The 23595-nt window shown below is 71.0% G+C and carries 23 protein-coding genes; 10 read left to right on the top strand and 13 right to left on the bottom strand.

What is annotated here, in order from left to right; genetic code table 11:
• Positions 1–133: 133 nt before the first annotated feature.
• Entirely contained in the window at positions 134–2293 is a 2160-nt protein-coding gene (locus tag AB0M08_RS27040; protein WP_364498724.1) for a DUF5941 domain-containing protein, read from the bottom strand.
• Positions 2294–2509: 216 nt separating this feature from the next.
• On the opposite strand from AB0M08_RS27040, the gene AB0M08_RS27035 reads away from it, so the two are divergent.
• Positions 2510–2710, top strand: coding sequence for a PspC domain-containing protein (locus AB0M08_RS27035; protein WP_364498721.1), 201 nt, complete (start codon positions 2510–2512; stop codon positions 2708–2710).
• Positions 2711–3150: 440 nt separating this feature from the next.
• Here the strand turns inward: AB0M08_RS27035 and AB0M08_RS27030 are convergent, their stop codons facing one another.
• The 6 genes from AB0M08_RS27030 to pdxH form a co-directional block, all read right to left on the bottom strand.
• Positions 3151–3885 carry a DUF4230 domain-containing protein gene (locus tag AB0M08_RS27030; RefSeq protein ID WP_364498719.1) on the bottom strand — a complete coding sequence of 245 codons (735 nt, stop codon included), beginning with the start codon at positions 3883–3885 and terminating at the stop codon, positions 3151–3153.
• A gap of 133 nt (positions 3886–4018) precedes the next feature.
• Positions 4019–4315 (bottom strand): type II toxin-antitoxin system VapB family antitoxin, encoded by a 297-nt coding sequence (locus AB0M08_RS27025; protein WP_364498717.1) that lies wholly within the window; start codon positions 4313–4315, stop codon positions 4019–4021.
• A gap of 61 nt (positions 4316–4376) precedes the next feature.
• The gene (locus tag AB0M08_RS27020) at positions 4377–5093 is read right to left on the bottom strand and encodes a nitroreductase family protein (protein ID WP_364498919.1); all 717 of its coding nucleotides are present in this window, start codon (positions 5091–5093) and stop codon (positions 4377–4379) included.
• The gene (locus tag AB0M08_RS27015) at positions 5093–6013 is read right to left on the bottom strand and encodes an aldose 1-epimerase family protein (RefSeq protein WP_364498714.1); all 921 of its coding nucleotides are present in this window, start codon (positions 6011–6013) and stop codon (positions 5093–5095) included. The genes AB0M08_RS27020 and AB0M08_RS27015 overlap by 1 nt, the downstream gene beginning before the upstream one ends.
• A 10-nt stretch (positions 6014–6023) precedes the next feature.
• Complete coding sequence (locus AB0M08_RS27010) at positions 6024–7274, bottom strand: MFS transporter (RefSeq protein ID WP_364498712.1); 1251 nt, start codon at positions 7272–7274, stop codon at positions 6024–6026.
• An 11-nt stretch (positions 7275–7285) separates the two neighbouring features.
• Positions 7286–7954, bottom strand: a complete 669-nt coding sequence (gene pdxH / locus AB0M08_RS27005) for a pyridoxamine 5'-phosphate oxidase (RefSeq protein WP_364498916.1) — start codon at positions 7952–7954, stop codon at positions 7286–7288.
• A gap of 189 nt (positions 7955–8143) precedes the next feature.
• Here pdxH and AB0M08_RS27000 point away from each other — a divergent pair, with 189 nt between their 5' ends.
• From AB0M08_RS27000 to thpR, 4 genes are all read left to right on the top strand, one after another.
• A complete protein-coding gene (locus AB0M08_RS27000) occupies positions 8144–9250 on the top strand; it encodes a citrate synthase 2 (RefSeq protein WP_364498710.1) in 1107 nt (368 codons plus the stop codon).
• A gap of 2 nt (positions 9251–9252) precedes the next feature.
• Positions 9253–10374 carry a phosphoserine transaminase gene (gene serC / locus AB0M08_RS26995; protein ID WP_364498708.1) on the top strand — a complete coding sequence of 374 codons (1122 nt, stop codon included), beginning with the start codon at positions 9253–9255 and terminating at the stop codon, positions 10372–10374.
• A gap of 371 nt (positions 10375–10745) precedes the next feature.
• Positions 10746–11822 (top strand): septation protein SepH, encoded by a 1077-nt coding sequence (gene sepH / locus AB0M08_RS26990; RefSeq protein WP_364498705.1) that lies wholly within the window; start codon positions 10746–10748, stop codon positions 11820–11822.
• Positions 11771–12301, top strand: coding sequence for an RNA 2',3'-cyclic phosphodiesterase (gene thpR / locus AB0M08_RS26985; RefSeq protein ID WP_364498913.1), 531 nt, complete (start codon positions 11771–11773; stop codon positions 12299–12301). Before sepH ends, thpR begins: the two co-directional genes overlap by 52 nt.
• A 186-nt stretch (positions 12302–12487) precedes the next feature.
• On the opposite strand, the gene AB0M08_RS26980 is transcribed toward thpR, so the two are convergent.
• From AB0M08_RS26980 to AB0M08_RS26960, 5 genes are all read right to left on the bottom strand, one after another.
• Entirely contained in the window at positions 12488–12940 is a 453-nt protein-coding gene (locus tag AB0M08_RS26980; RefSeq protein WP_364498702.1) for a hypothetical protein, read from the bottom strand.
• Between the two features lie 222 nt (positions 12941–13162).
• Positions 13163–13441, bottom strand: a complete 279-nt coding sequence (locus AB0M08_RS26975; protein ID WP_364498699.1) for a hypothetical protein — start codon at positions 13439–13441, stop codon at positions 13163–13165.
• A 406-nt stretch (positions 13442–13847) separates the two neighbouring features.
• Positions 13848–15236: an MFS transporter gene (locus tag AB0M08_RS26970; RefSeq protein ID WP_364498696.1), complete on the bottom strand. Its 1389-nt coding sequence runs from the start codon at positions 15234–15236 to the stop codon at positions 13848–13850.
• Between the two features lie 86 nt (positions 15237–15322).
• Positions 15323–15757, bottom strand: coding sequence for a MarR family transcriptional regulator (locus AB0M08_RS26965; RefSeq protein WP_364498693.1), 435 nt, complete (start codon positions 15755–15757; stop codon positions 15323–15325).
• A 120-nt stretch (positions 15758–15877) separates the two neighbouring features.
• A complete protein-coding gene (locus AB0M08_RS26960; RefSeq protein WP_364498690.1) occupies positions 15878–17305 on the bottom strand; it encodes an NCS2 family permease in 1428 nt (475 codons plus the stop codon).
• Between the two features lie 234 nt (positions 17306–17539).
• On the opposite strand from AB0M08_RS26960, the gene AB0M08_RS26955 reads away from it, so the two are divergent.
• On the top strand, positions 17540–17746 hold the full coding sequence (locus AB0M08_RS26955) for a DUF2530 domain-containing protein (RefSeq protein ID WP_364498910.1): 207 nt from the start codon (positions 17540–17542) through the stop codon (positions 17744–17746).
• A 13-nt stretch (positions 17747–17759) separates the two neighbouring features.
• Here AB0M08_RS26955 and AB0M08_RS26950 read toward each other — a convergent pair whose 3' ends face one another.
• Positions 17760–18629, bottom strand: coding sequence for a DUF3027 domain-containing protein (locus AB0M08_RS26950; protein ID WP_364498687.1), 870 nt, complete (start codon positions 18627–18629; stop codon positions 17760–17762).
• A gap of 60 nt (positions 18630–18689) precedes the next feature.
• On the opposite strand from AB0M08_RS26950, the gene AB0M08_RS26945 reads away from it, so the two are divergent.
• The 4 genes from AB0M08_RS26945 to AB0M08_RS26930 all read left to right on the top strand — a co-directional run bounded on the left by AB0M08_RS26945 (position 18690) and on the right by AB0M08_RS26930 (position 23558).
• Positions 18690–20753: an MFS transporter gene (locus AB0M08_RS26945; protein ID WP_364498685.1), complete on the top strand. Its 2064-nt coding sequence runs from the start codon at positions 18690–18692 to the stop codon at positions 20751–20753.
• A complete protein-coding gene (locus AB0M08_RS26940) occupies positions 20750–21385 on the top strand; it encodes a futalosine hydrolase (RefSeq protein ID WP_364498683.1) in 636 nt (211 codons plus the stop codon). The genes AB0M08_RS26945 and AB0M08_RS26940 overlap by 4 nt, the downstream gene beginning before the upstream one ends.
• 154 nt (positions 21386–21539) lie before the next feature.
• Positions 21540–22709 (top strand): MFS transporter, encoded by a 1170-nt coding sequence (locus tag AB0M08_RS26935; protein WP_364498907.1) that lies wholly within the window; start codon positions 21540–21542, stop codon positions 22707–22709.
• A 249-nt stretch (positions 22710–22958) separates the two neighbouring features.
• Positions 22959–23558, top strand: a complete 600-nt coding sequence (locus tag AB0M08_RS26930; RefSeq protein ID WP_364498681.1) for a TetR/AcrR family transcriptional regulator — start codon at positions 22959–22961, stop codon at positions 23556–23558.
• The last annotated feature ends 37 nt before the right edge of the window (positions 23559–23595 follow it).

Genomic DNA, 23595 nt, shown 5'->3' with positions numbered 1-23595 from the left:
ACGTGCCATTCGCAGATAGTGATCAATCGATTACGGAGATCTTAAGTTCTGACGGCGGCGTGGGCGTTGTGTGCTCGTTCCCAGCAACATGCGACATTTCGCCGGGTGACTTTGTCAGGTCACCCGGGAGGCCTCAGCGCTTGCGGGTGGCCCGCCAGTCCCCCGCCGCAGTGACCAGGAACACACCCGAGATCAACACGATCAGGGTGACCATCCCGGCCGTCGCCCAGCCCGCCAGCGTCGCGGCCAGCAGCAGCACGGTCCGGCCCTCCCAGCCCAGTACCGCCCGCTTCGCCCCGGTCGCCGGCGCGCCCTTCTCCATCCGCGCGGTCAGGTCGTAGTGCCGCAGCGCCAGCACGAGCAGCAGCAGGAACACCACCGGCGGGGCCACCGCACCGACCAGACCTGCCATGATCACGAAGAGGTATTCCACCGCACGCAGCGCCGCCGGCACCAGCCAGTCCAGCGCGCGATCGTGCCGGGCCCGCGCGGTCATGCCCGCCGCGAGCACCGCCGGGATGCCGCCCGCCAGCATGCCGGTCAGCAGCGGTTCCGCCGAGATCACACCGCCCATCGCGTACGCCACAACGACCGCCGTGACGATCAGTGGGTGATCCATTCCGGCCCGGCCCAACCCGAACCGGGCCAGCACCCCGTCATCCCGGTGCCGAGCGGTGTCCACAGTGTTCAGCACACCGACCCGCATCGAGCGGGCGCGCAACGACCTGAGCGTCAGCGTGTACAGCATCGCCAGCACCCCGAACCCGACGGCCGCGGTCAGCGCCGCCCGCCCACCCGCGACCGCGGCCACGACCGAGATCAACGCCCAGCGCTCGCCGATCGGGAAGACCACGATCCGCTTGCCCCAGTAGACGGCCGACCCACGGCGGCTCTGCGCCATCCGGGACACCGCGGTGAGCCGGGCGCCGACCCCGCCGGCCACCTGCGGCCGGGGCCGGGCCGCCGCCTCGTCGTGCAGGGCGCCATACCAGGTGTCGGTCATGTGCCGCACCGTCTGCAGGGTGATCGCGGTGATCGCTAACGGCCACGCATACTCGAGCCCGAGCCGATCCGCACCCGCCGCCAGCCCCGCGTAGACCAGGTACTCCTTGGCCCGGTCCGCCATCGTGTCGAGCCACCCGCCGAACGCGTCGAACCGCCGGGTGTACCGGGCCAGCTGCCCGTCCACGCAGTCCAGCACGAAGCCGAGGTAGAGCAGCACCGCGCCGCCGACCATGGCGAACGCCGAGGCCTGCCAGAACAGCAGCGCCGCCGCGCCGGCGAAGAGCACCGACAGCCCGGTCACCGCGGTGGGGCTCAGGCTCAGCCGGGCGGCGAGCTTGGTGACGTACGGCGACCAGGTGCTGACCGCGTACGTGGTGAAGAAGTCGTCCTGCTCCTTGACCGCCAGCCGGAGCCGCGCCGCGTCCTCGTCGATCGCCGCGAGCCGCTCCCGCGCCGCCGCGAGCTGCGCACTGTCCCGCACCCGCTCCGCGTGCAGCAGCCGCACCCGCAGCGCGACCGGTACCAGCCCCTCCTCCAGCAACGCCGCCAGCAGATCCGGCCGCTCCGCAACCTTCTCCAGCAGCGGCAGATCCGCCGGTGCCAGACACATCGCCCCGAGATACCGCAACGTCCCCGCCCCGGCACCCCCGCCGACGCTCCCGGCCGCCCCAGCACCCCGGGCGGCTCCCGCGTCCACGCCGGCATCACCGGCCGCGCCCACACCCGCGGCCACACTCGCGGCCGCGCTCACGCCCCCGGCCGTGCCCATTCCGGCGGCGGTCACGCGCCCTCGCTCCTCGTGGAGGTCGCCGTGCTCGTCCGGGGCGACCAGAACGGCACTGCGCCCGCCCGGATCGGTCGCCAGCATCCACAGGAGACTGTGGTGCGCGACGAGATCATCCGCACAGAGCAGCAGCGGCACGTTCGCGTTACGGGCCCGCCGGGCGGTCTCTTTCAGCCACGCCCCGAGGTCCTCCCCGACGACGACCCGGTCCACAGCGGTCGCCCCGGCCGCACGCAACGCCGCCGCGAGGTCGTAGGCCAGCCAGCCTGCGTCCCCCGCGCTGAGCCCCGCAACGGGTCCTGCGCCGGGTTCCGCACCGGGTTCCGCGCCAAGCCCCGCACCGGACTCCGCCGCACGATCCGGTTCCGCTACCTCCGGATTCGCCCCGTCCGCGGCTTTCGCCGCCGGAACCTCCGGCCCCGGGACCTTCGCCTCATCCGGGCTCCCCGGCGCGATGGAAGGATCGTGCTCGTCGGCGCAGGCATAAAGGATGGCCAGCGTCACCGGATCATCACCGCTTGTCTCATCAGAAAAGCCCGAACCGCAGGTGGGAGCCCCCGCAAATCGGCTACAGGTTAACAGCGAAGGGCTTCCGGGTACGGGTCACCCTTACGGGAGCACGGCCCCCCGTCTCCACCTCTGGACCGAGGGACGGCCCCGCTCCCGTGCTTACCGTCGAAGTGGCTGGGACACAGCGTCCCGGCCACCGCAAAGGAGTGGATGACCGTGAGCCCCCTCAAGACCCGCACTCTCACCCGCCCCCGCGACAGCCGCATGATCGCCGGCGTCTGCTCCGGCCTGGCCCGCCGCTACGGCCTCTCCGCCGGCATGGTCCGCCTGCTGTTCATCCTCTCCTGCCTCCTCCCCGGCCCCCAGTTCATCGCCTACTTGATCCTCTGGGCCCTGATCCCCAGCGAGTAACCCCACCACCCAAGCCTCCCCCTCCACCCCCTCGGGCCGGCCACTCCCCTGGCCGGCCCGACCCCTCTCCACACACAAGAATCACCAGGCACCCCGGCCAACCACACCGGACCACACCACGCCACCCGCCCCAGCGAGCCAGGCGAGGCAAACAATCCGGGCAAACCAGGCACTCCGAGCGAGCTGAGCGAGGCGGACAAGCCGGACTCTCCGGGCAAGCCGAGCGGGGCGAGCAGGACGGGCGAGCAGGGCGGGGCGAGCAGGGCGGGGCGAGCAGGGTGAGCGAGGCGCGCAGGGCGGACGAGCCGGGCGGGCAGGGCGGGACGGGCAGGGCGGACGAGCCGGGCTCTCCGAGCGGGGCGAGCGCTCCAGGCGGCAAGACGGCCGGGGCCGACCGCGGTGACGAACCGCTGTCGGACCCGGCCGGGTGGAACTGCGGGTTACGGGCTGGCGAAAGTGACCGTCACCGTCGTGTAGCCCAGCCGGGCGAACAGGCTCTGCAGCATCAACTGGGTGTTCTGCCTGGCCCGCTCGTCCAGCCCGCTGGACTTGGCCGCCTCGGTGATCTTCTGCTGGGCCTCGGCGTACACCCGCTGTTGCTTGTCGGTGTCGCTCCGGAAAGCGTCGCCGATCGCCGTCAGCAGGCCGCGGTCCTCCTCGACCACCTCGCTCTTCGCCATGTCGAGCGCGGCGGCGGACTGCTCCGGCGCGGGCAGGGTGAGCTCGATGGTCATCTTCTCGTTGTCGACCTTGAGGGCGTCGCCGTCCAGGGCGGAGAAGTCGACATACTCCTCGACGGTGCCCGTGCCGACGAAGAGGATCCGCCGGTTGATCAGGAAGTCGGGGATGTTGTCCTTGTTCTGCTGCAGGTCGACGATGACCTGGAAGGTGCCGTCGGCGGCGACGTACCGATGCAGGTCGCGCATGGACTGCAGCAGCACCGGCTGACTGCGGTCGGTGGTCTGCTCGGCGAACGGGTTGTCGAACGTGGGCAGCACGTTCATCGCCCGCAGCCCGAGACAGGACGCGACGATCAGTGCGAAGACGAAGCCGACGAAGATGAGTAGCCGGGCGAAGAAGCTCGGCTTGTGCTCTGGAAGAACGACCGGCGCGGCCTCATCGGACACGGCCGGGTACTCCGTCGTCGGTTCCTCGACATCGGGTGAGTTGGCCATGACCCAACGGTACGGAGGGGGTACGACAATTCGCATCCGCTGGGCCCGGCGACACCGACCCGTGATGAAGCCGGGACAGAACAAAGCCGGCCGGCATGAGAGCCGACCGGCTTGAGCCCCAGTGAACCCCGGGTCAGTCCCCCACCACGAGCACCCGGGCGTGGATCTGGTTCCGCTGCTGCAGTGCCGCGCGCAGTGCCCGGTGCAGGCCGTCCTCCAGATACAGAGCGCCGTGATACTCCACCACGTGCGGGAAGAGATCGCCGTAGAACGTCGAGTCCTCGGCGAGCAGCTTGTCGAGTGCCAGCTCCCGCTTGGTGGTGATCAGGTCGGCGAGCCGGATCGGCCGAGGCGGGATCTCCGCCCACGCCTTCAGCGTGGTGTGGTGATCGGGGTACGGGGCTCCGTCCCGGACCGCTTTGAAGATCACGGCGGCTGCCCCTTTCGGTGTGAGTCGGTCCTCCGCATGCCCCAGCGTAGCCGCGGGCCGGTCAGCCCTCGCGGGGCGGCGACGGCGTTACGGCCGTAGCCCACCGGCCATGATGCACCACCTCGTCCACCGGGCGATGACCGCGCCTCAGTGACGGTGACCTCTTGTCGGGACCCCGATAGCCGACCGTGAGCACGCCGACCGGGGTGAACTCCCCGGGCACCCCGAAGGCGTCCCGGAACGCCGTGGTCCGATCGGCCGGCAGCCCGATGAAACACGAGGCCAGGCCCTCGTTCACGGCGGTCAGGTGCATCAGTAGCGCGGCGAACCCGGTGTCGATGTGCCAGTACGGCACCGGCCAGCGCGACTCGTCCCGGTCGTCCCAGCCCTTGTCCGATTCCGCATATCGCTCGATATAAGCCGATTTGTTCGACAGAGCCACCACGATCAACGGCGCGGTACTCATCCGAGCGATCCAGGAACCGGCAGGCGAGGAGGGCGATACGGGAGGCGAGGAGGGCGAGGAGGGCGACACGGGAGGCGAGGAGGGCTGCGAGGACGGCGAGGAAGGTGCGGACGACGGCGCGGTCACCGACCAGAACAGGGAACGATCGGACGGGTCGGTCAGGACCAGGAAGCTCCAGCCCTGCGAGAAACCCGCCGACGGCGCCCGCAACCCGTGCCGAACGATCTTGTCGACCAGATCGGGGGGAACGGGCCGGTCCGGGTCGTACCCCCGGACCATCCGCCGCCGGCGGATCACCTCGTCGAACTCCATCAGGCGCGGATACCCCACGCCGTCGTCCAGGTCTCGCCCGGAGCGAGCACGATCAGGTCACGCCCGGAGCGGTACGCGTCCGGCGGGCAGGTCATCGGCTCGACAGCGACGGACCGGCGGTGCCGCTCGCCGTGCAGGGTGTCGCCGGAGAAGACCTGCCAGTACTTGAACTTGTCGTCCGCCCAGACGTCGATCGAGGCGCCCGAGCCCGGGTCCGCCAGGGTGACCGTGGTGATCCCGTCGGCGCCGAAGTCGATGTCGCCGAACGTGGTGTCCAGCACCGCCTCGCCGATCCGCCGGGGCTCGCTGTAGTCGTGTTCGGTCCCGGCGATCTTGACGGCGGCGACCGGGAGCAGGCGGGCGTCGGCCACGATCCGGGTCTTGGCCGGCACCCGCAGCACGGTGTCGTCCACCGGGACACCGGGCAGCCGCAGGTACGGGTGTACGGAGTACCCCCACGGCGCGTTGGCGTCGCTGCTGTTGACGACCTCCTGCACGCACCGCAGCCCGTCCGCCGAGACCGACCAGCGGGTCCGCAGCGTCAGCGACCACGGGTACCCCACCTGGGCGGGCAGGTCGTACTCCAGGGTGATCGCCGAGGCGGACTGCTCGGTGGCCCGCCAGCGCACCCAGTTGACCAGCCCGTGGATGGCGTTGTTCCGGGCCGGCTCGGTGAGCGCCAGCTGGTACGTCACGCCCTCGAAGTCGTACCGCCCGTCCCGGATGCGGTTCGGCCAGGGCGCCAGGATCTGACCCGCCGCGCCGGGGGCGATCTCGTCCGGGCCGAAGCCGTCGAGCAGTTCCCGTCCCTCCGACGAGAAGCCACGTAACGTGCCACCGACCTCGGCCAGGACGGCTCGGCGACCGTCCGCCTCGATCGACCACTGGACCCCGGATTTCGCGGCGGTGTCTGAGTTCATACCCGCGACACTATCGGTCCCCGACGGCTTCCTGGTCAGGCTGGTATCGGAGAAGCGCCGGTGAGCTGAACGCCAGCACCAGGCCCAGCCCGGCGGCGACGAACCCGCCGCCGACCCAGGAGCCGGTGACGCCGGTCAGGTCGGCCGTGGCACCGGCTCGTAGATCACCCAGACGGGGACCGCCGGCCACCACCACGGTGAAGACGCCCTGCAGGCGGCCGCGCAGCCGGTCCGGCGCGAAGGTCTGCATGATCGACTGCCGGTAGACCGAGCTGACCAGGTCGGCGGCGCCCGCGAAGGCGAGCGCGACAACCATGATCCAGAGGTGCGGGGCGAGCCCGGAGAGGCCGATCGCCACACCCCAGCCGACCACCGCACCGATCAGGGCGACACCCTGGCGCCGGACCCGGCTGACCCAGCCGGAGGTGAGGCCGCCCAGCATCGAACCGATCGCGATCGCGCTGTAGAGCCAGCCGACCGCCGACGGGTCGTGGAACCGGTCCGCGGCCACCGCCGGGAAGAGCGCCCGGGGCATCGCGAAGATCATCGCGATCAGGTCGACGCCGAAGGAGAGCAGCAGCACCGGCTGGGTGACCAGGAACCGCAGCCCTTCCGCGATACCGCGCAGACCGGCCGACGGCCGTTCCTCGTCCGCCGCGAGCAGTACCGGCGGGATCGGCGGCAACCGCCAGGTGGCCCAGAACGAGACCGTGAAGAGCAGCGCGTCCACCGCGTACGCCACCGTGACCCCGGTCCCGGTCGACCAGAGGCCCATCACCAGACCGGCCGCGAGTGGACCGAGCACGCCGCCCGCGGTGGAGGTGGTGAACGTCAGCGTGTTCGCCGCCGGGACCATCTCGGCCGGCACGATCCGGGGAACGATGGACTGACGGGCCGGCGAGCTGATCGCGAAGCCGACCGCCTGGATCGCGGTCAGCAGGAGCAGAAGGTGCGGGGACCGTACCCCCGAAGCGGCCTGCGCCAGCAGACCGAGGGTGACCACCCACGTCAGGGCCGAGCTGAAGAGCAGGAGGCGGCGGCGGTCCACGACGTCGGCGATCGCGCCGCCCCAGAGACCGAAGATCAGCAGGGGGACCAGCGCGGCCACGCCGAGCAGGCCGACCCAGGTGGTCGACTGGGTGATCGCGTACATCTGCACCGGCACCGCGACCGAGGTGAACTGGAAGCCGAAGTACGAGGCGCCGGTCCCGATCCACATCCGCCGGAAGGTGGTGACGTTCAGCGGCTTGGTGTCGATCATCCACGAGACGCTCACGGGGCCAGGCGCTCCACGATCCACTCACCGGGAGAAACAAGGCCGGAAGAAACGAGGCCGGAAGGAGAGAGACCGGGGGAGGAGAGGCGGTACCGCAGCCGGTCGTGCAGGCGGCTGGTCCGGCCCTGCCAGAACTCGATCGTCGTCGGCACGACCCGGAATCCCCCCCAGTGGGGCGGAGCGGGCACTGAAGACGAATCCGGAAATTTATCCACAAAATCCGAAAAGCTGTCGTCCACCGCGGCACGCGACGGCACCACCGACGACTGCGGGCTCGCCCACGCGCCCAACTGCGATCCGCGGGGCCGCGACGCGAAGTACTCCTCCGTCTCCGCCCGCGAGACCCGGGACACCGCCCCGGCGACGATCACCTGCCGCTGCATGGGAAACCAGGGGAAGACGAGCGAGGCGTACGGATTCTCCGCAAGCTCCGCACCCTTTTTCGACTGATAATTCGTGAAAAATACGAAACCGGAGCTGTCATATCCCTTGAGAAGAACGGTACGCGCGGACGGAACCCCGTCACCGGACGCGGTGGCCACGATCATCGCGTTCGGCTCGGGCAACCCGAAGGCGAGCGCGTCCGCGAACCACGCCGCGAACTGGTCGGTCCACTCCTCGGCGAGCGCGAGCAGCGGCCCCTGTGCGGTGTAGTCCCGGCGCATCCCGGCGGGTGAGGGTGGATCGGCGGGCACGAACTCTCCTGACGACAAGACGCTCAAACAAATAACATGATCCGCCGCGTGAACCAGGATGGGTGTCATCGAGAGCACAATCGCCGCGGGTCGACCGGGCCGTCACCCGGGAGGCAGGATGAATCACTCACCGCAGCTCACGTCTCCCAGGGGAGTGCCGTGTCCGACTTCAAGCCGGGCCTCGAGGGCGTCATCGCGTTCGAGACCGAGATCGCCGAGCCCGACCGGGCGGGTGGCGCGCTGCGGTACCGCGGCGTCGACATCGAGGATCTGATCGGCCAGGTCTCCTACGGTGACGTCTGGGGCCTGCTGGTGGACGGCAAGTTCGGCCCGGGCCTGCCACCCGCCGAGCCGTTCCCGGTGCCGGTGCACTCCGGCGACATCCGGACCGACGTGCAGTCCGCGGTGGCCATGCTCGCGCCGTACTGGGGGCTCTCCCCGCTGCTCGACATCACCGACGAGCAGGCCCGGCGCGACCTGGCCCGGGTCTCGGTGACCGCGCTCTCCTTCGTCGCCCAGGCGGCCCGCGGGCTGGGTCTGCCGGCCGTCCCGCAGAAGGACATCGACAAGGCGGAGACCATCGTGGAGCGGTTCATGCGCCGCTGGCGCGGTGACCCGGACCCGCGGCACGTCAAGGCCGTCGACGCGTACTTCATCACCGCGGCCGAGCACGGGCTGAACGCCTCCACCTTCACCACCCGGGTGGTCGCCTCCACCGGCGCCGACGCCGCGGCCTGCATCTCCTCCGGCATCGGCGCCCTCTCCGGCCCGCTGCACGGCGGCGCGCCCTCCCGGGTGCTGCACATGATCGAGGCGGTGGAGCGCTCCGGCGACGCCGAGGGGTATGTGAAGAGCGTCCTCGACCGGGGCGAACGGTTGATGGGTTTCGGTCACCGCGTCTACAAGTCCGAGGACCCGCGGGCCAAGGTCCTGCGCCGGATCGCGCGCGAGGTGGGTGCGCCCCGGCTGGAGATCGCCGAGGCGCTGGAGCGGGCCGGCGAGGCCGAGCTCCGTGCCCGCAAGCCCGACCAGGTGCTGATGACCAACGCGGAGTTCTGGTCCGCCGTGGTGCTCGACTTCGCCGAGGTCCCCGCACACATGTTCACCTCGATGCTGACCTGCGCCCGGGTGGCCGGCTGGAGCGCGCACATCCTGGAGCAGAAGAAGCACGGCCGGATCATGCGCCCGAGCAACCGCTACGTGGGCGCCGGCCCGCGTAAGCCGTCGGAGGTCGAGGGCTGGTCCCAGCTCCCGCATAATGTGTGACCGTGGCTGACATCCGGATCCCCGACGACATCAAACCCGTAGACGGCCGTTTCGGCTCGGGCCCCAGCAAGGTCCGCCCCGAGGGTGTCGAGGCCCTCTCCGCCGTCTCCCGCACCTTCATGGGCACCTCCCACCGGCAGAAGACGGTGAAGGATCAGGTCGCGCGGCTCCGTCGAGGCCTCGCCGAGTTCTTCTCGGCCCCGGACGGCTACGAGGTGATCCTCTCCAACGGCGGCACCAGCGCGTTCTGGGAGGTCGCCACGTTCGGCCTGGTCCGGGAGAAGGCGCAGTTCGCCGAGTTCGGCGAGTTCGGCGCCAAGTTCGTCCAGGCCGTGACCGACGCGCCGTTCCTCGGCGAGCCGACCGTGCACCGCGCGCCGGGTGGCCAGGCGTCGTACCTGACCGCCGAGGCCGGCGTGGACGTCTACGCCACCGTGCAGAACGAGACCTCCACCGGTGTGGCCGTGCCGGTCCGCCGGGTGGCCGGTGCCGACCCCGGGTCGCTCCTGCTCACCGACGCCACCTCGGGCGGCGGCAGCCTCGACGTGGACCTGAACGAGACCGACGTCTACTACCTCGCACCGCAGAAGGCGCTCGGCTCGGACGGCGGCATCTGGCTGGCGCTCTTCTCCCCGGCCGCGATCGAGCGGGCCTACGAGATCAAGGCGAGCAAGCGGTACATCCCGCAGTTCCTCGACCTGGTGACCGCTATTGAGCAGTCCCGCCTGGAGCAGACGTACAACACCCCGGCGCTGGCCACGGTCTTCCTCGCCGCCGAGCAGGTGGACTGGATGAACGCGCAGGGCGGCCTCTCCTGGGCGGTCAAGCGGAGCGCGGAGAGTGCCGCCGCGATCTACGGCTGGGCCGACCGGTCGTCGTTCGCCGAGCCGTTCGTCACCGATCCGGCGCTGCGCTCGGCCGCCGTGGCCACCATCGACTTCGCCGAGGGCGTGGACGCGGCGACGATCGCCAAGGTGCTCCGTGCCAACGATGTGGTGGACACCGAGCCGTACCGCAAGCTGGGCCGCAACCAGCTCCGTGTCGCTCTCTACCCGACGGTCGACCCGGCCGACGTGACCGCTCTCACCACCTGCATCGACTACGTCGTAGAAAAGCTTTCCTGAGTACGCCGTCGCCTCTCCCGCCGCGCTCAAAAGGCGGCACCGAGCGGCTTCGCAAGGCCCGTGCCGCCGCAGTGCCGTAACGCGTCCCACCGCCTTGGCTGGTTCTCCGGGGTGTCTCGACCCCCACGGACACACCCCGGAGAACCAGCCGGTGACGCGCCTCATTGCGTACCGGAAGAACTACGCATAGGAATAAAGGGTTTGAATGGCAGATGATCGCGGAAAAGGATGAAGATCATCTCCGCTGGTCAGCCACTTTGACGGCGTGGCTTACCCCCATCGGGGGACCAGGGCGCGTACCGTGTTCCGAAACGCGCCCGGGTGACTGACTCTCGGGAACACAGGCCAACGCGACGGGACGGAGGCAACGCATGCGGCCGGTACGCTTCGTCGCCCTCTCGGAGGACGGACATGCCCTCGTGCTCGCCGACGAGGTGGGCCGCCTACTGGCTCTCCCCATCGACGACCGCGTGGCCGGTGTCCTGACCGAGGGCCCCACGCCCGCGGGGACGGCGGTCGCCCTGATCGCCCCCTCCGAGTCGGCAGCGCCCTCGCTCTCACCCCGCGACATCCAGGCTCGGATCCGCTCCGGCGAGTCCGCCGAAGACGTCGCCCGGATCGCCAACGTGCCGGTCGACCGCGTCCTGCGCTACGCGGGCCCGGTGCTGCAGGAGCGCGCCATGCTGGCACAGCACGCGCGGCGCACCCGCCTGAAGACGTCCGATTCCGGTCAGCCGCTCTCCGAGGTGGTCGACAGCCGCCTGGCCCAGCACGGCATCGACACCGAGAAGATCTCCTGGGACGCGTTCCGCAAGGACGACGGCACCTGGCGGATCGTCGCGACCTGGCCGTCCGGCAAGGCCACCGCCCAGGCCATCTGGGACCTCGACAAGGGTCGCCAGGTGGTCGCGCCGCACGACGACATGGCGCAATATCTGTGCGCCGAGCGCCCCACCCAGATCCTCGGCCAGGACCCGGTTCCCGAGCGCGGCGGCCACGGCCTGCCCGGCCCGGTCCGGGAGCCTTCGCGCGGCGGCCACGGCCTGCCCGCCGCGGACGCGCCGGCCCGCCCGATCTCCCCGGCCCGTCCCGGCCGTGACCCGATCCGCGCCGGCCGCGACGCCCTGCTCGCCTCGCTCGACCGCCCGTTGGAGGGCTCGTCCGGCCGCGGCCTGGAGCCGGTCTCCCCGGCCGCCCGGCGCCCGGTCGGCGGTGGCGCCGCCGCCCTGCTCGGCGGCGGTTCCGGTTCGGCTTTCGACGACGACTCCGACCTCCCCAAGGAGGTCCCGGCCGTCCCGTCGCTGGCGGTGCTGCGCCCCCGGCGCACGGTCGGCCAGTCCACCCAGGCCGGCTCCGAGTCCACCGAGGAGAACAAGCCTCGCAAGCGCCTCCCCAGCTGGGACGACGTCCTCTTCGGCGGCGGCCCCGCGGCCCGCGAGTCCTCCTGACGCGTCTCTTCGTCGCCGCCTTCCCGACCGGGGAGGCGCTCGACGATCTGCGCGGCGCCCTGCCCTCCGGGGTCCGGCACACCGCACCGGAGAAGTGGCACGTCACGCTCGCGTTCCTCGGCGAGGTCGACGACGACCGCGTGCCCGAGGTCATCCGCGCGCTGGACGACGTACCGCCCCCCGCCCCGTTCTCCCTGCGCCTGACCGGCGGCGGCCGCTTCGGCGAGGTGATCTGGACCGGTCTCTCCGGCGACGTGGTGGCCCTGACCGCGCTGCACTCATCGGTGCGGCAGTCCCTGACCGAGGCCGGCTTCCCGCTCGACGCCCGCCCCTTCCGCCCCCACCTGACGCTCTCCTACCGCCGCTTCGACCGGCGTCTGCTGACCGCCCTCTCCGGCTACACCGGCCCACCGTGGCAGGTCACCGGCTTCTCCCTGGTCAGCAGCGCGGACGGCGAATACACCCGCCTCACGCGATAGGACGCGTCACCCACCGCAGAGCCACACCATCCGCTCGCCTCACACCGCAGGACGCGTCACCCACCGCAGAGCCACACCATCCGCTCGCCTCACACCGCAGGGGTACGCGCCCAGGCAGCGCGCGCGTGCACAGACGCCGCCCGCCACCACCGATTCAATACGGATTAATCACGAAAAAACGGCCAGTCAGGGCATCGGGCCGGTGATGCGGACCTGATTCTCGTCGGGGTCCAGGACGGTGAAGCCGATCTGGCCGAACTCCTGCTCGATCGAGCCCAGCGCCGCGAGCCCATGCCCGTTGAGCTCGTGCCAGACCGCCCGGACATCCCCGACATGGATCAGGCAGCCGCCCGGAACGTAGTCGGTGGTCTCCGAGACATGGAGTTCGACGTTGCCCGCGTGCAGGACCGCATACCCCGGCATGGTGACCGCGCGGAAGCCGAGCAGCCCGTAGAAGTTGATCGTCCGGGCCAGCTCGTGACAGCGCAGGATGGGGATCGCCGAGCGGGGTGTCGTGGCGCCGGCGTTACCGGTCAGCCCGAGCGACATCGTGCTCCGTGCGGTGTCCCGGGCCTGGGCGGCGCGGCGCGAGGCCAGCTTCTCCCGCTCGGCGGACAGCCGGTCACCCTCAATGATCATGTGGTCCTCACCCGCTGAGAAGTGCTCTCCCTGAGCAGTAGACCACCGGCACGCCGCCTCCCGTGGCGGCTTGCTGAACCCGCCGCCCGCGCCGGCCAGCCGAAGACCGGCCGACGGAAACCGGCCGGCAAACGGCCCGGCAACCCGATCAAGAAAGGCCCGATCGAGAAACGCGCGATCGAGAAAGGCCCGGTCAAGAAAGGCACGACCGAGAAAGGCCAGTCACTCCTGACGGAAGGGCAGGCCGGCGGCCTCCAGGCTGTCCTCGACCCGGAGACGCTCGATCTCCAGGTCCATCCCCTGCAGCGGCTGCAGATGCTCGTCCACCCCGAGGGCCCGGCAGGCGAGGCGGAGCCGAGCATCGTACGCCCGGAGCAGCTCGGCCATCATCACCTCGGAGTGCCGGCCCAGGCCGTGCCGCCGCTGGCGCGCGAGCCGCCGCAGGTCGAGGACGAGCTGCTCGATCGAGGGCGGGGGCAGCGCCTCCATCTTCGTGGTCACGTCGACCTCCGGCAGCTCACGGTCGAGCCGCCGGTAGTCGCGTGCCTGTGTCTCACGTCCCTGCGGGGAGGGACGCCGGGCCCAGCCTCCCGGACCGGATCCACGCCGAGGTGCCCGGGTGGGGGCCGGCGGGCGTCGTCGCCCGCGACTCGGGGTGGACACGCGCCGGAGCAGATGACCCGAACCGGCGGGACGGCGGGGCGCAGGCCGCCGCACCGCAGCGGCGGCCCACCGCAACGCCACCAGCGTCACCAGGGCCGCAGAGAGCACAACCAGCTGTGCAATCGCCACGCATTCGAACGTAAGCCCGAAACAGCCGACTCACATACACCCATTCGGCGGACCTGATCTGCCAACTACCTACTTGCCAGGTTCCTTAAAGCCACCCGGTCGAGTGGCACGCGGGTCAAACCCTTGCGGCCGGGCGCTCGATCGGCTCGGCCTGCCCCGGAACCACCGCGGTGAGCTGCTCGGCACGTGCCGCCACCGAGGAAGCCGACTCCGGCTCTGGAGAAGAATCCGGAGCGGGAGCGGAGAGCAGGTGCATCCGCGGCCGGGGCAGCATCTCGACCCGTAGCCGGTCGCCACTCGAGCGCAGCTGCCACACGAGAGCCACCACCGCCGCCACGACGCAGACGATCCCGGCACCCCAGAGACTCGACGCTACTCCGAAACGCTCGCCCCACCAGCCTGCCAGGGATGCCCCGATCGGCGTTGTGCCGAGGAACACAAGGACGTAGAGCGACATCACCCGTCCCCGGTACTCCGGGTCGACGCCCATCTGCACCCGGTGGTTGGCGGCCTGGGCCAGGAAGATCGAGAAGAACCCGGTCGGCACCAGCAGCAGCGCCGCGGTCAGGAAGGACGGCGCGAAGCCGACGGCGAACTCGAAGACCGCGAAACCGAAGACCGAACCGATCACCAGGTACGCCCCGGGCCGGCTGCGCCGCATGCTCCCGGCCAGCGCCCCGATCAGCGAGCCGACGGCCAGAGCCGTGGTGAGCAGGCCGAACGACGACGCGCCGGCGTTGAAGTCGATCTTCGCGAGGGCGGCCAGGGTGACCGGGAAGTTGAACCCGATCATGCCGACCACGGCCATCAGGCAGATCGGCAGCAGCAGGTCGGTGCGCTTCCCGACGTACTTGAGCCCGTCCAGCACCCGGGCGTCGCCGCCGCGCTTGCGCTTGGATCCGTACAGGTCGGCGGTGCTCATCCGGACGTACGTGAAGACCGGAGCGATCGCCAGAACGGTGACCGTGAGGAAGACGTAGCGGGTGCTGATGACGGAGAGAAGCACGCCGGCGAGGGCGGGCCCACCGATCCGGGCGGTGTTGAAGGTCGCCGCGGAGAGGGCGAGGGCGTTCGGGAGCAGCGGCAACTCGACGAGCTCGGAGACGAACGCCTGCCGGACCGGGGTCTCGACCGCGTTGGCGATGCCGAACAGCACCGCGAAGACGAAGACGTGCCAGAGCTCGACGATGCCGGAGGCGACCAGGATCGCGAAGGCCACCGCGAAGACGGCGAAGACGGCGTTCGCCACGACCAGGAGCTTCCGCTTGTCGTACCGGTCGGCGAGACGGCCGCTGTAGAGCGTCAGCAGCATCACCGGGACGAACTGCAGGGCGGTGACCAGACCGAGCGCTCCGGGCGAGTTACCCGACAGCTCCAGGACCAGCCAGTCCTGGGCGGTGAACATCGTCCACACCCCGATCAGCTTGATCAGCTGGCCGACGGCGAAGAGGCGGTAGTTCCGGACTCCCAGGGATCGGAATGTCGAATTGAGCACTGCGCGCATGCGGTGCCGCCCCCTCGCTTCGTCGTACGCGTCATCGTCGTGTGACGAAGCGGAACGACCGCGGCGGGCTTGAGGAAAACGCCGGGTCAGCCCCGTGCGACCCGCTGCATGATCTCCGCAGCGCGCGCCAGGATGTCCCGTTCCTCGGGGGTCAGCCGGTCCAGTTGGCCGGCCAGCCACTCGTTCCGGAGCCGCTCGTTCAGCGAGTACACATCCCGGCCCTCCTGGGTGGCGGCCAGGATGACCTGGCGCCCGTCGGTGGGGTGGGGTGTACGCGCCACGAGCCCGCGCTCCTCCAGCTTTCCGACGATCTTGGTCATCGTCGGCGGCTGGACGCGTTCCACGTCGGCGAGCTCCCGCGGCGTCAGCGCGCCGTGCAGCTGAAGGCTGGTCAGCGCGGAGAGCTGACTGAACGTCAGGTCTCCGACCGGACGGGCCTGCCGCACTCGCCGGCTGAACCGGATGATCGCCTCGCGCAGCGTCTTGGCCAGCGGCTCCGCCGCTGTTCGCTCCGTCGTCATCACCCGCTCCATCACGATCCTTAGCCTAGCTAATGAGCATGGCTAACGACATTCTTGACATGTATGACAGCCGTCACCGGGCTCGCGTACTCCCGGTGACGGCCGCTGAGAACCTCAAGCTCAGAGCACCCAGGATTCCAGGGGACCCCGGGCGAAGTACAGGACGAACAGGACAGCCACACCGTAGAGGATCGGGTGGATCTCCCGTGCCTTACCGGTGGCCGCCTTCAGCACCACGTACGAGACGATCCCGGCCCCGATGCCATTGGAGATCGAGTACGTGAACGGCATCAGCGTGACCGTGAGGAACGCCGGCACCGCGATGGTGTAGTCCGTCCAGTCGATCTGCCGGACCGCGGTCATCATCAGGAAGCCGACCACCACGAGCGCGGTCGACGCCGCCTCGAAGGGCACCACCTGCACCAGCGGGGTGAGGAACATGGCCAGCAGGAACAGCCCGCCGGTGACCAGGTTCGCCACGCCGGTACGCGCCCCCTCGCCGACACCCGACGCGCTCTCCACGTACGACGTGTTGCTGGAGACACTGGCCGCACCGCCGGCCGCCGCCGCGATCGAGTCGACGAGCAGGATCTCCCGCGTCCGCGGCGGCATCCCCTCCCCGTCGAGCATCTCGCCCTCCTGGCCGACCGCGACCATGGTGCCCATGGTGTCGAAGAAGTCCGCCACCAGCAGGGTGAAGATGAACATCAGCACGACCAGCCAGCCGGCGTGCTGCCACGAGCCGAGCACGTTGAAGTGGCCGAGCAGCGAGAGGTCCGGGGTACTGACCACCTTCTCCGGCATCTTCGGCACGTTCAGCGACCAGTCACCGGGGTGCGCGACCGCCTCCACGATGATCGCCAGCACCGTGGTGCCGAGGATGCCGATCAGGATCGCGCCCTTCACCTTGCGGACGAAGAGCACCAGCGTGAGCAGCAGGCCGATCGCGAAGACCAGGGTCGGCCAGGTGAGCAGCTTGCCGCCGAGGCCGAGCTCGACCGGGACGGTGGTGCCGGAGGCGTCCGGCACACGGCGGACGAAGCCGGAGTCGACCAGCCCGATGATCATCAGGAACAGGCCGATGCCCACCCCGATCGCGGTCTTGAGCTGGGTCGGCACCGCCTTGAACACCGCGGTACGCAGCCCGGTGAGCACCAGGAGACCGATCAGCAGACCCTCGATCACCACCAGGCCCATCGCGTCGGCCCAGGTCATCTGCGGGGCGATCTCGTACGCGACCAGCGCGTTCACACCCAGGCCGGAGGCGAGTGCCAGCGGGAAGCGGGCCACCACGCCCATCAGAATCGTCATTACGCCGGCGACCAGCGCGGTGCCGGCGGCGAGCGCGGCGATGGGCAGGTGGGCGCCCTTCGCGTCGGCGCCACCGGCGAGGATCAACGGGTTGAGGACGACGATGTACGCCATCGTGAAGAACGTGACGAAACCGCCACGAATCTCGCGACTCACCGTTGAGCCACGCGCGGTTATCTCGAAAAAGCGATCTAATGCGGCGGGAGTGGACATGCTGACCCTTCGCAGCTGGCACATATAACGACGCGCGCATGGTGTCAGACGCGACTGACCTCGGCAAAAGCGGAGTGATGTTACAACTCTCACGTCCTTCGCCGGGACGTTCCGTAATGGCCTTACCCTGTCGGAGTGAGTGACCTGTCTCCCGCGACCCGGGCTGACGAACCGCTGACCGATCCGGTCGCCCCCGGCTACCAGCCGGCGCCGCCGTTGATCGGCACCAAGCCGCGCCCGGAACCGCTCGACCCGCCGATGGTCCCGTTCGCGATCGGCGGCATCGTCGCGTTCGCAATCGGGCTGATCGTCTGCGCCGTCGCGGGCGCGCCCGCGCTCTGGACCGAGACGTGCCTGTCCGGGCTACTGCTCGGCATACCCGGCCTGACCACGATGATCGTGCACGACCGTCATCGCCGTCAGCGCCGAGCGCTCAGCCACCCGGAGTTCCGGGTCACGCCGTAAGCCGCGCGGGACCTCAGCTGTGCCCGTAGTCCTCGCCCGGCTCGCCGGCCTCCACCGACCCGTGCCCACGACTCACCGCGACGGCCTCGACCTCGCTGTCGTCGTACACCGTCGGCAGCTCCTCGACCGGCTGCTCCGCCGTGGCCAGCAGTGCCTCGGAGTGCGCCCCGCACCCGTGATCCGCGCTCACCGCACGCGCGTCGTCCGGCGCGTACAGGTTCCCGCAGACGCCGAACATCCGCCGCATCGAACCCGCGAGCGGCAGGTAGAACCCGCACGTCCCGCAGCGGGCGTTGCGCGGCGCCGCCGTCGAGATCGGCGCCTCGGGGCCGGAGTCGCCGTCATACCACCGCTGAGCGGTCTCCATCCGGCCCTCCTGGGACATCACCCGGGGACGGCCCAGACCGAGCTCCCAGGAGACGTCCTCGACCGCGGCGTCGTCGCTGAGCACGTAGCCCGGCGCCAACCGGTCGTCGTCCGGCGCGGTCGGCATCAGGTCGCCGACGCCCAGGTCGCCCGGCTGCACCCGCTCGTTCCACGGCACCCAGCCGGGGGCGAGCAGAGCGTCCGGCCCGGGCAGCAGCACGGTCTCGCAGACCGTGACGTGCCGGCTGCGGGGGACCCGGGTCACGGTGACGGCCCAGCGCCACCCCCGGTATCCGTCGAGATGGCTCTCGAAGAAGTGAGTGACGACCCGGTCGCCCTCGGCGATTGCTTCAAGGTGCTCGCCGATGTCTTCCGGGTCCACATCGGTGATCGCACCGCGTGCCACCCCGACGGCATCGGCACAGACCTGGTCGAGTCGGGCGGCGCGAGAGGTGGTCCTGGAGGTCACCCGCCCATTGTTGCCTACCGGTCGACGAACGCCACAACGACTCCCCATATCCTCGCGCTCGGAACAACCTGTGTCGGACTGAGACGACTGTCGTAGGTATCCGTCAGGATGGTTGTCATGCCGTTGCTTCCCACCCTCGGACGCACCGTCGGCACCGGGATCAAGGCGATCCGCCTCGTGGTGCGCGGCTCGGTGCGTGGCAGTGCCTGGGCCACCCGCCGGGTCGGTTCCGCACGGGCGCGTGGCGCCGCGAACGAAGTCGGCATGATCCGCCTGTTCGACCTGCACGCCGTCTCCTGCGCGGGTGACGCCCTGATCGCCATCGGCCTGGCCGGCACGGTCTTCAGCGTCCCGCTCGGCGAGGCGCGCAGCCAGGTCGGGCTCTATCTGCTGATCACGATGGTGCCGTTCGCGCTCCTCGCCCCGGTCGTCGGCCCGCTGCTCGACCATTTCCGCCACGGGCGCCGGTACGCGCTCGCCGTCACCATGCTGGGCCGGGCCTTCCTCGCCTACGTGATGGCCGACAACCTGCTCGGCTGGGGCCTCTACCCGGCCGCGTTCGGCATACTCGCGCTCTCCCGGGCGTACGGCGTGGCCCGCTCCGCCGCCGTGCCCCGGCTGCTGCCGTCCGGCGTCGGACTGTCCCAGGTGGGCGCGCGGGCCAGCGTCTACGGCACCTTCGCCGGCGCGCTGGTCGCCCCGATCGGGCTGCTCGCGTTCAAGTTCGGCCCACAGTGGCCGCTGCGGGTCGCCACGATCATCTTCCTGGTCGGCATGGTCGTCTCGCTGCGCCTGCCGCCGCGCGCCGACTCCGACCCGCCCGAGGCGATGCCCCGCGCCTGGCGCACCGTGCTCGGCCTGGGCCGTGGCTCGGACCGCCCGCTCTCCGGCCGCCTGGTGCTCGCCGCGCTCGCCGGCAGCTCCGCGCTCCGCCTGCTCTACGGCTTCCTGCTGCTCTTCCTGACGTTTTCGATCATGGGTGGCGGCCTGGACACCGGGCTCCTCGGACTCCAGGTCGGCCGCGGCACGGCGGTCGGCGTGGTCGGCGCCGCGCTCGGCCTCGGCACCTTCCTCTCCACCGCGGCCGGCACCGGCCTGCGCATCCGCCGCCCGCTCGCACTGCAGTCCGGCGGCCTGGTGACCACCGCTCTCGCCGCGATCCTCACCGCGGTCTTCTTCAACCTCGCGACCGTCACCCTCCTCGCCCTGCTCACCGCGATCTTCAGCGGCATCGCCAAGCTGGCGGTCGACGCGAGCATCCAGGAACGCGTGCCGGAACGTCTCCGGGCGACCGCTTTCGCCCACTCCGAGACGGTGCTCATGCTGGCCTGGGTGACCGGTGGCGGCCTCGGCCTGGTCCCGCTCGCCGGCCGCCTCGGCATCGGCGGCGCCGCCCTCCTCGCCGTCATGGCCGCCGCCTTCGCCACCTGGGCCGCCTCCCGCACCCGCGGCGACCGCCTCAACGGCCGTGGCGCCGAAGATCCAGACCCTGAAGATCAACCCCTTTCCTCCAGTACGCCCGCCGCTGCGCACACCCCCTCAAAAGGTGACGCCACCATCGGCGCCTCCGGCGGGCCACCCCGTTCACGCGGCTCCGGTCGCCAGTCCCCCGACGTCGACGACATCCTCTTCGAGGACCCGATCGACCCCTGGCCCGCCGCACCCACGGTCCCCGGCCGCCGGATCCCGAACACCCCCACCCAGCGCGCCTCCGGCGACCCCATCCAGCCCGGCTCCGGCAACCTCACCCAGCGCGGCTCCGGCGACCCCACGCAGCGCGGCTCCGGCGACCCCACGCTGGTCGCGGAGCCCACCAGGCCCGAGGAGACGGCCCGCCGCGCCTGGTGGGGCGGCCGCCGCCGGGAGAAGCCCTCGACCGACCGCGACGCGCACCCCCCGAAGCCCGACACCCGCCCCGACACCAAGCCCGGCGGCAAGCGCTCCGGCAAGGCGAAGCCCGCGGACCTCCCCGTCTCCGGCGGCACCCGCCCCGACTCCGGTGGCACCCGGCCCGACTCCGGTGGCACCCGGCCCGACTCCACCGGCACCCGGCCCGCGGCGGAGCGCAGGACCAGCGCGGCCGAACGCACCCCGCCCTCGGGAGCGCCGCCCGGCTACCACGTCTATCGCCCGTCCTCCGCGGCGGATCCCGAGAACGGCGAGGGCTCATGACGGCGTACCGGAAGATCCTGATCGTGACCGCGGTGAACGCCGAGGCCGACGCCCTCCGCGGTGCGATCGACCCGGAGCTGGCCTCGGTGGAGGCCGTGGGTGTCGGCCCGGCGGCGGCCGCGGTCGGCACCGCGCGGCTACTCGCCCGGGGTGACCACCGCGCGGTGCTCAGCGCCGGGATCGCGGGCGGCTTCGTGGGACGCGCCGAGGTGGGCGGCACCGTGCTCGGCACCCGCAGCATCGCCGCCGACCTGGGCGCCGAGTCGCCGGAGGGCTTCCTGCCGATCGAGGAGCTGGGCTTCGGCACGAGCGTGCTGGAGTCCGACCCGGTGCTGGTCAAGGCGCTGCGCGCGGCGTTGCCCACGGCGGTGACCGGCGACGTGCTGACGCTGAGCACGGTGACCGGCACCGCCGCGACCGCCGCCGCGCTGGCCACCCGTTTCCCGGAGGCGGCCGCCGAGGCGATGGAGGGCTACGGCGTCGCGACGGCCGCGTCCACGTTCGGTCTGCCCTTCGCCGAGCTGCGCACGATCTCCAACGCGATCGGCCCGCGCGACCGCTCGGCCTGGCGCCTGGCCGAGGCGTTCGCCGCGCTGCGGACCGCCGGTGAAGCCCTGTCACGGTTAACGTGAATTCTTTTACAGAGAAGATGTTGCCCTTACCGACCGCGACCGGCATGCTGCGCTGACGACCATTGATGTGGGCCGGTCACCATCTCGGTGACCGGTTTTTCAGCACACCGGTGGCCGCCCTTTCGCCGCCCTGCGCCGCCGAGAGCGAGGCATGATGTCTGAGGTGAGCCCGGGTTCACGCGCGCGGCTGATCGGCGCCGGATATGCGGCACAGGGGCTGGGGTACGCCGCGGTCGTCACCGCGCTCCCCGCGTTCAAGGACCGCCAGGGCCTGAGCGACGCGTTCGTCTCCGCGATCCTCCTGCTGGTCTGCGTCGCCGCGGCCGGCGGTTCGGTCCTCGCCGAGCAGGTCGCCGCCCGCTGGGGCAGCCGGTACGCCCTGACCACCGGCCTGCTGCTGGTCGGCGCGGGCCTGGCGTGCACCACGTTCTACACCCCTAACGCCCTGTTCACCGCGATCCTGCTGATCTACGGCGTCGGCCTGGGCACCGTGGACGCCTCACTCAGCATGCAGGGTGTCCTGGTACAGGCCCGGCTCGGTCGCAGCGTGATGAGCCGACTCTTCGCCGCGTACACCGCCGCCGCGATCGCCGCCGCCCTGCTGATGTCCGGCTCACTGGCCAGCGGCGCGGGCGCGGCCACCGCCGTCGGCACCGCGGGCGCCTTCGCGGTCCTGGTCGCGCTGGCCGGCTTCCACGCCTTCGAGCCGGGCCGCACCGAACGCTCCCACGTGGTCCACCACGAGACCGGCGTCGCCGTCCGCCGGGTGATCTGGGTCTGCGGCATGCTCATCTTCACGGCGTTCCTGGTCGACTCGGCCGTGAGCACGTGGAGCACGGTCTACCTGGAGGACTCCCTCGCCGCCGCGTCCTCGGTGGCCCCGCTGGGCTACGCCGCCTACCAGGCGACGGTGCTGGTCAGCCGCCTGGTCGCCGACCACGTGGTGCCGCGCGCCGGCCGCCTCCCGATGGCCCTGGGCTCCCTCGCGGTCTCCGGCGCCGGCTGCCTCCTGGTCTCGGCGATCCCCTCCACCGGCGCGGCCGTAGCCGGTTTCGCCATCGCCGGCATCGGCGTCGGTGTCCTGGTCCCGCTGGCCTTCAGCGCCGCCGGCGAGTTCGCCGCAGCCAGCAGCGACGAGGTCATCGCCCGGGTCAACCTGTTCAACTACGGCGGCGCCCTGGTCGGCGCGGTCCTGCTGGGCGCCCTCTCCTCCCCGATCGGCCTCCAGTTCGCCTTCTTCATCCCGGTCCTCGGCGTCCTGGCCACCATCCCCTTGGCCCGCCGCCTGCGCCACCTGGCCGCCCCCACCCCCGTCGCTCCCTGACGCCCCTCCCCACCGCCCCCTCCCTCGCTCTCCCCGCGTTTCCGCCCCTCCCGCGCTCCTGCCCCTCCTGCGCTCCATGCCCTCTCCTGCGCTCCCTGTGCGACTCCTGTGTTCTCTTTTCGGCTCCTGCCTCTCGCTCTCCCCCGGCACCCCTCCTAGGTGCCCGAAATATCGCGTTATTTATCCGGAAGGGGCGCACTACCTGGCGCCATGGCGGGGCTATCGATGGCGCTCGGTAGGCTGGGAAACGTGCCGAGGCTGGTCGACCACGATGTCCGCAGGGCCGAACTGCTGTCGGCGACCTGGCGGGTGGTCCGGGCCCGGGGCGTCGAAGGCACCACGACCCGGGCGATCGCCGACGAGGCGGGTTGCTCGCTCAGCGTCCTGGCACACTTCCTCGGCGGCAAGGACGACATACTGATCGCCGCGCAGCAGGCCGTCTACGACCGGATCGTCGAGCGCGCCTTCCAGATCGGCGGCGACCTCTTCGGCCTGGCCGGTCTCCGCGCCGCCCTCGACTCGGTCCTCCCGATCGACGAGGAGCGCGCCGCCGACGCCCACGTGAACGTCGCCTTCGCCGGGGCCGCCCTCTCCCATCCCCGCCTGGCCGCGTCGCGCCGCCAGTCCCACCGGGAGATCCGCGAACACTTGCAGACCTGTCTACGCGAGGCCCGCGACCTGCACGAGCTCCGCCCCGACGTCGAGGATGCCTCGGTCATCGACGATTTCATCATCCTGGTCGAGGGCAGCACCCTGCTGAGCCTGGTCGACGGCTGGGCCGAGGAGGGCCGCGCCGAACGCCTGGCCCGCCGCGCCGACAACTTCGTCAACCAGCTCCGCGCCCCCTGACCCACCCCCGAAGACACCCCCGGACCTCGCCGGTCAA

Source organism: Actinoplanes sp. NPDC051851 (assembly GCF_040681165.1).
Taxonomy (GTDB): domain Bacteria; phylum Actinomycetota; class Actinomycetes; order Mycobacteriales; family Micromonosporaceae; genus Actinoplanes.
This window is presented reverse-complemented; position numbering and strand designations above follow the sequence as displayed.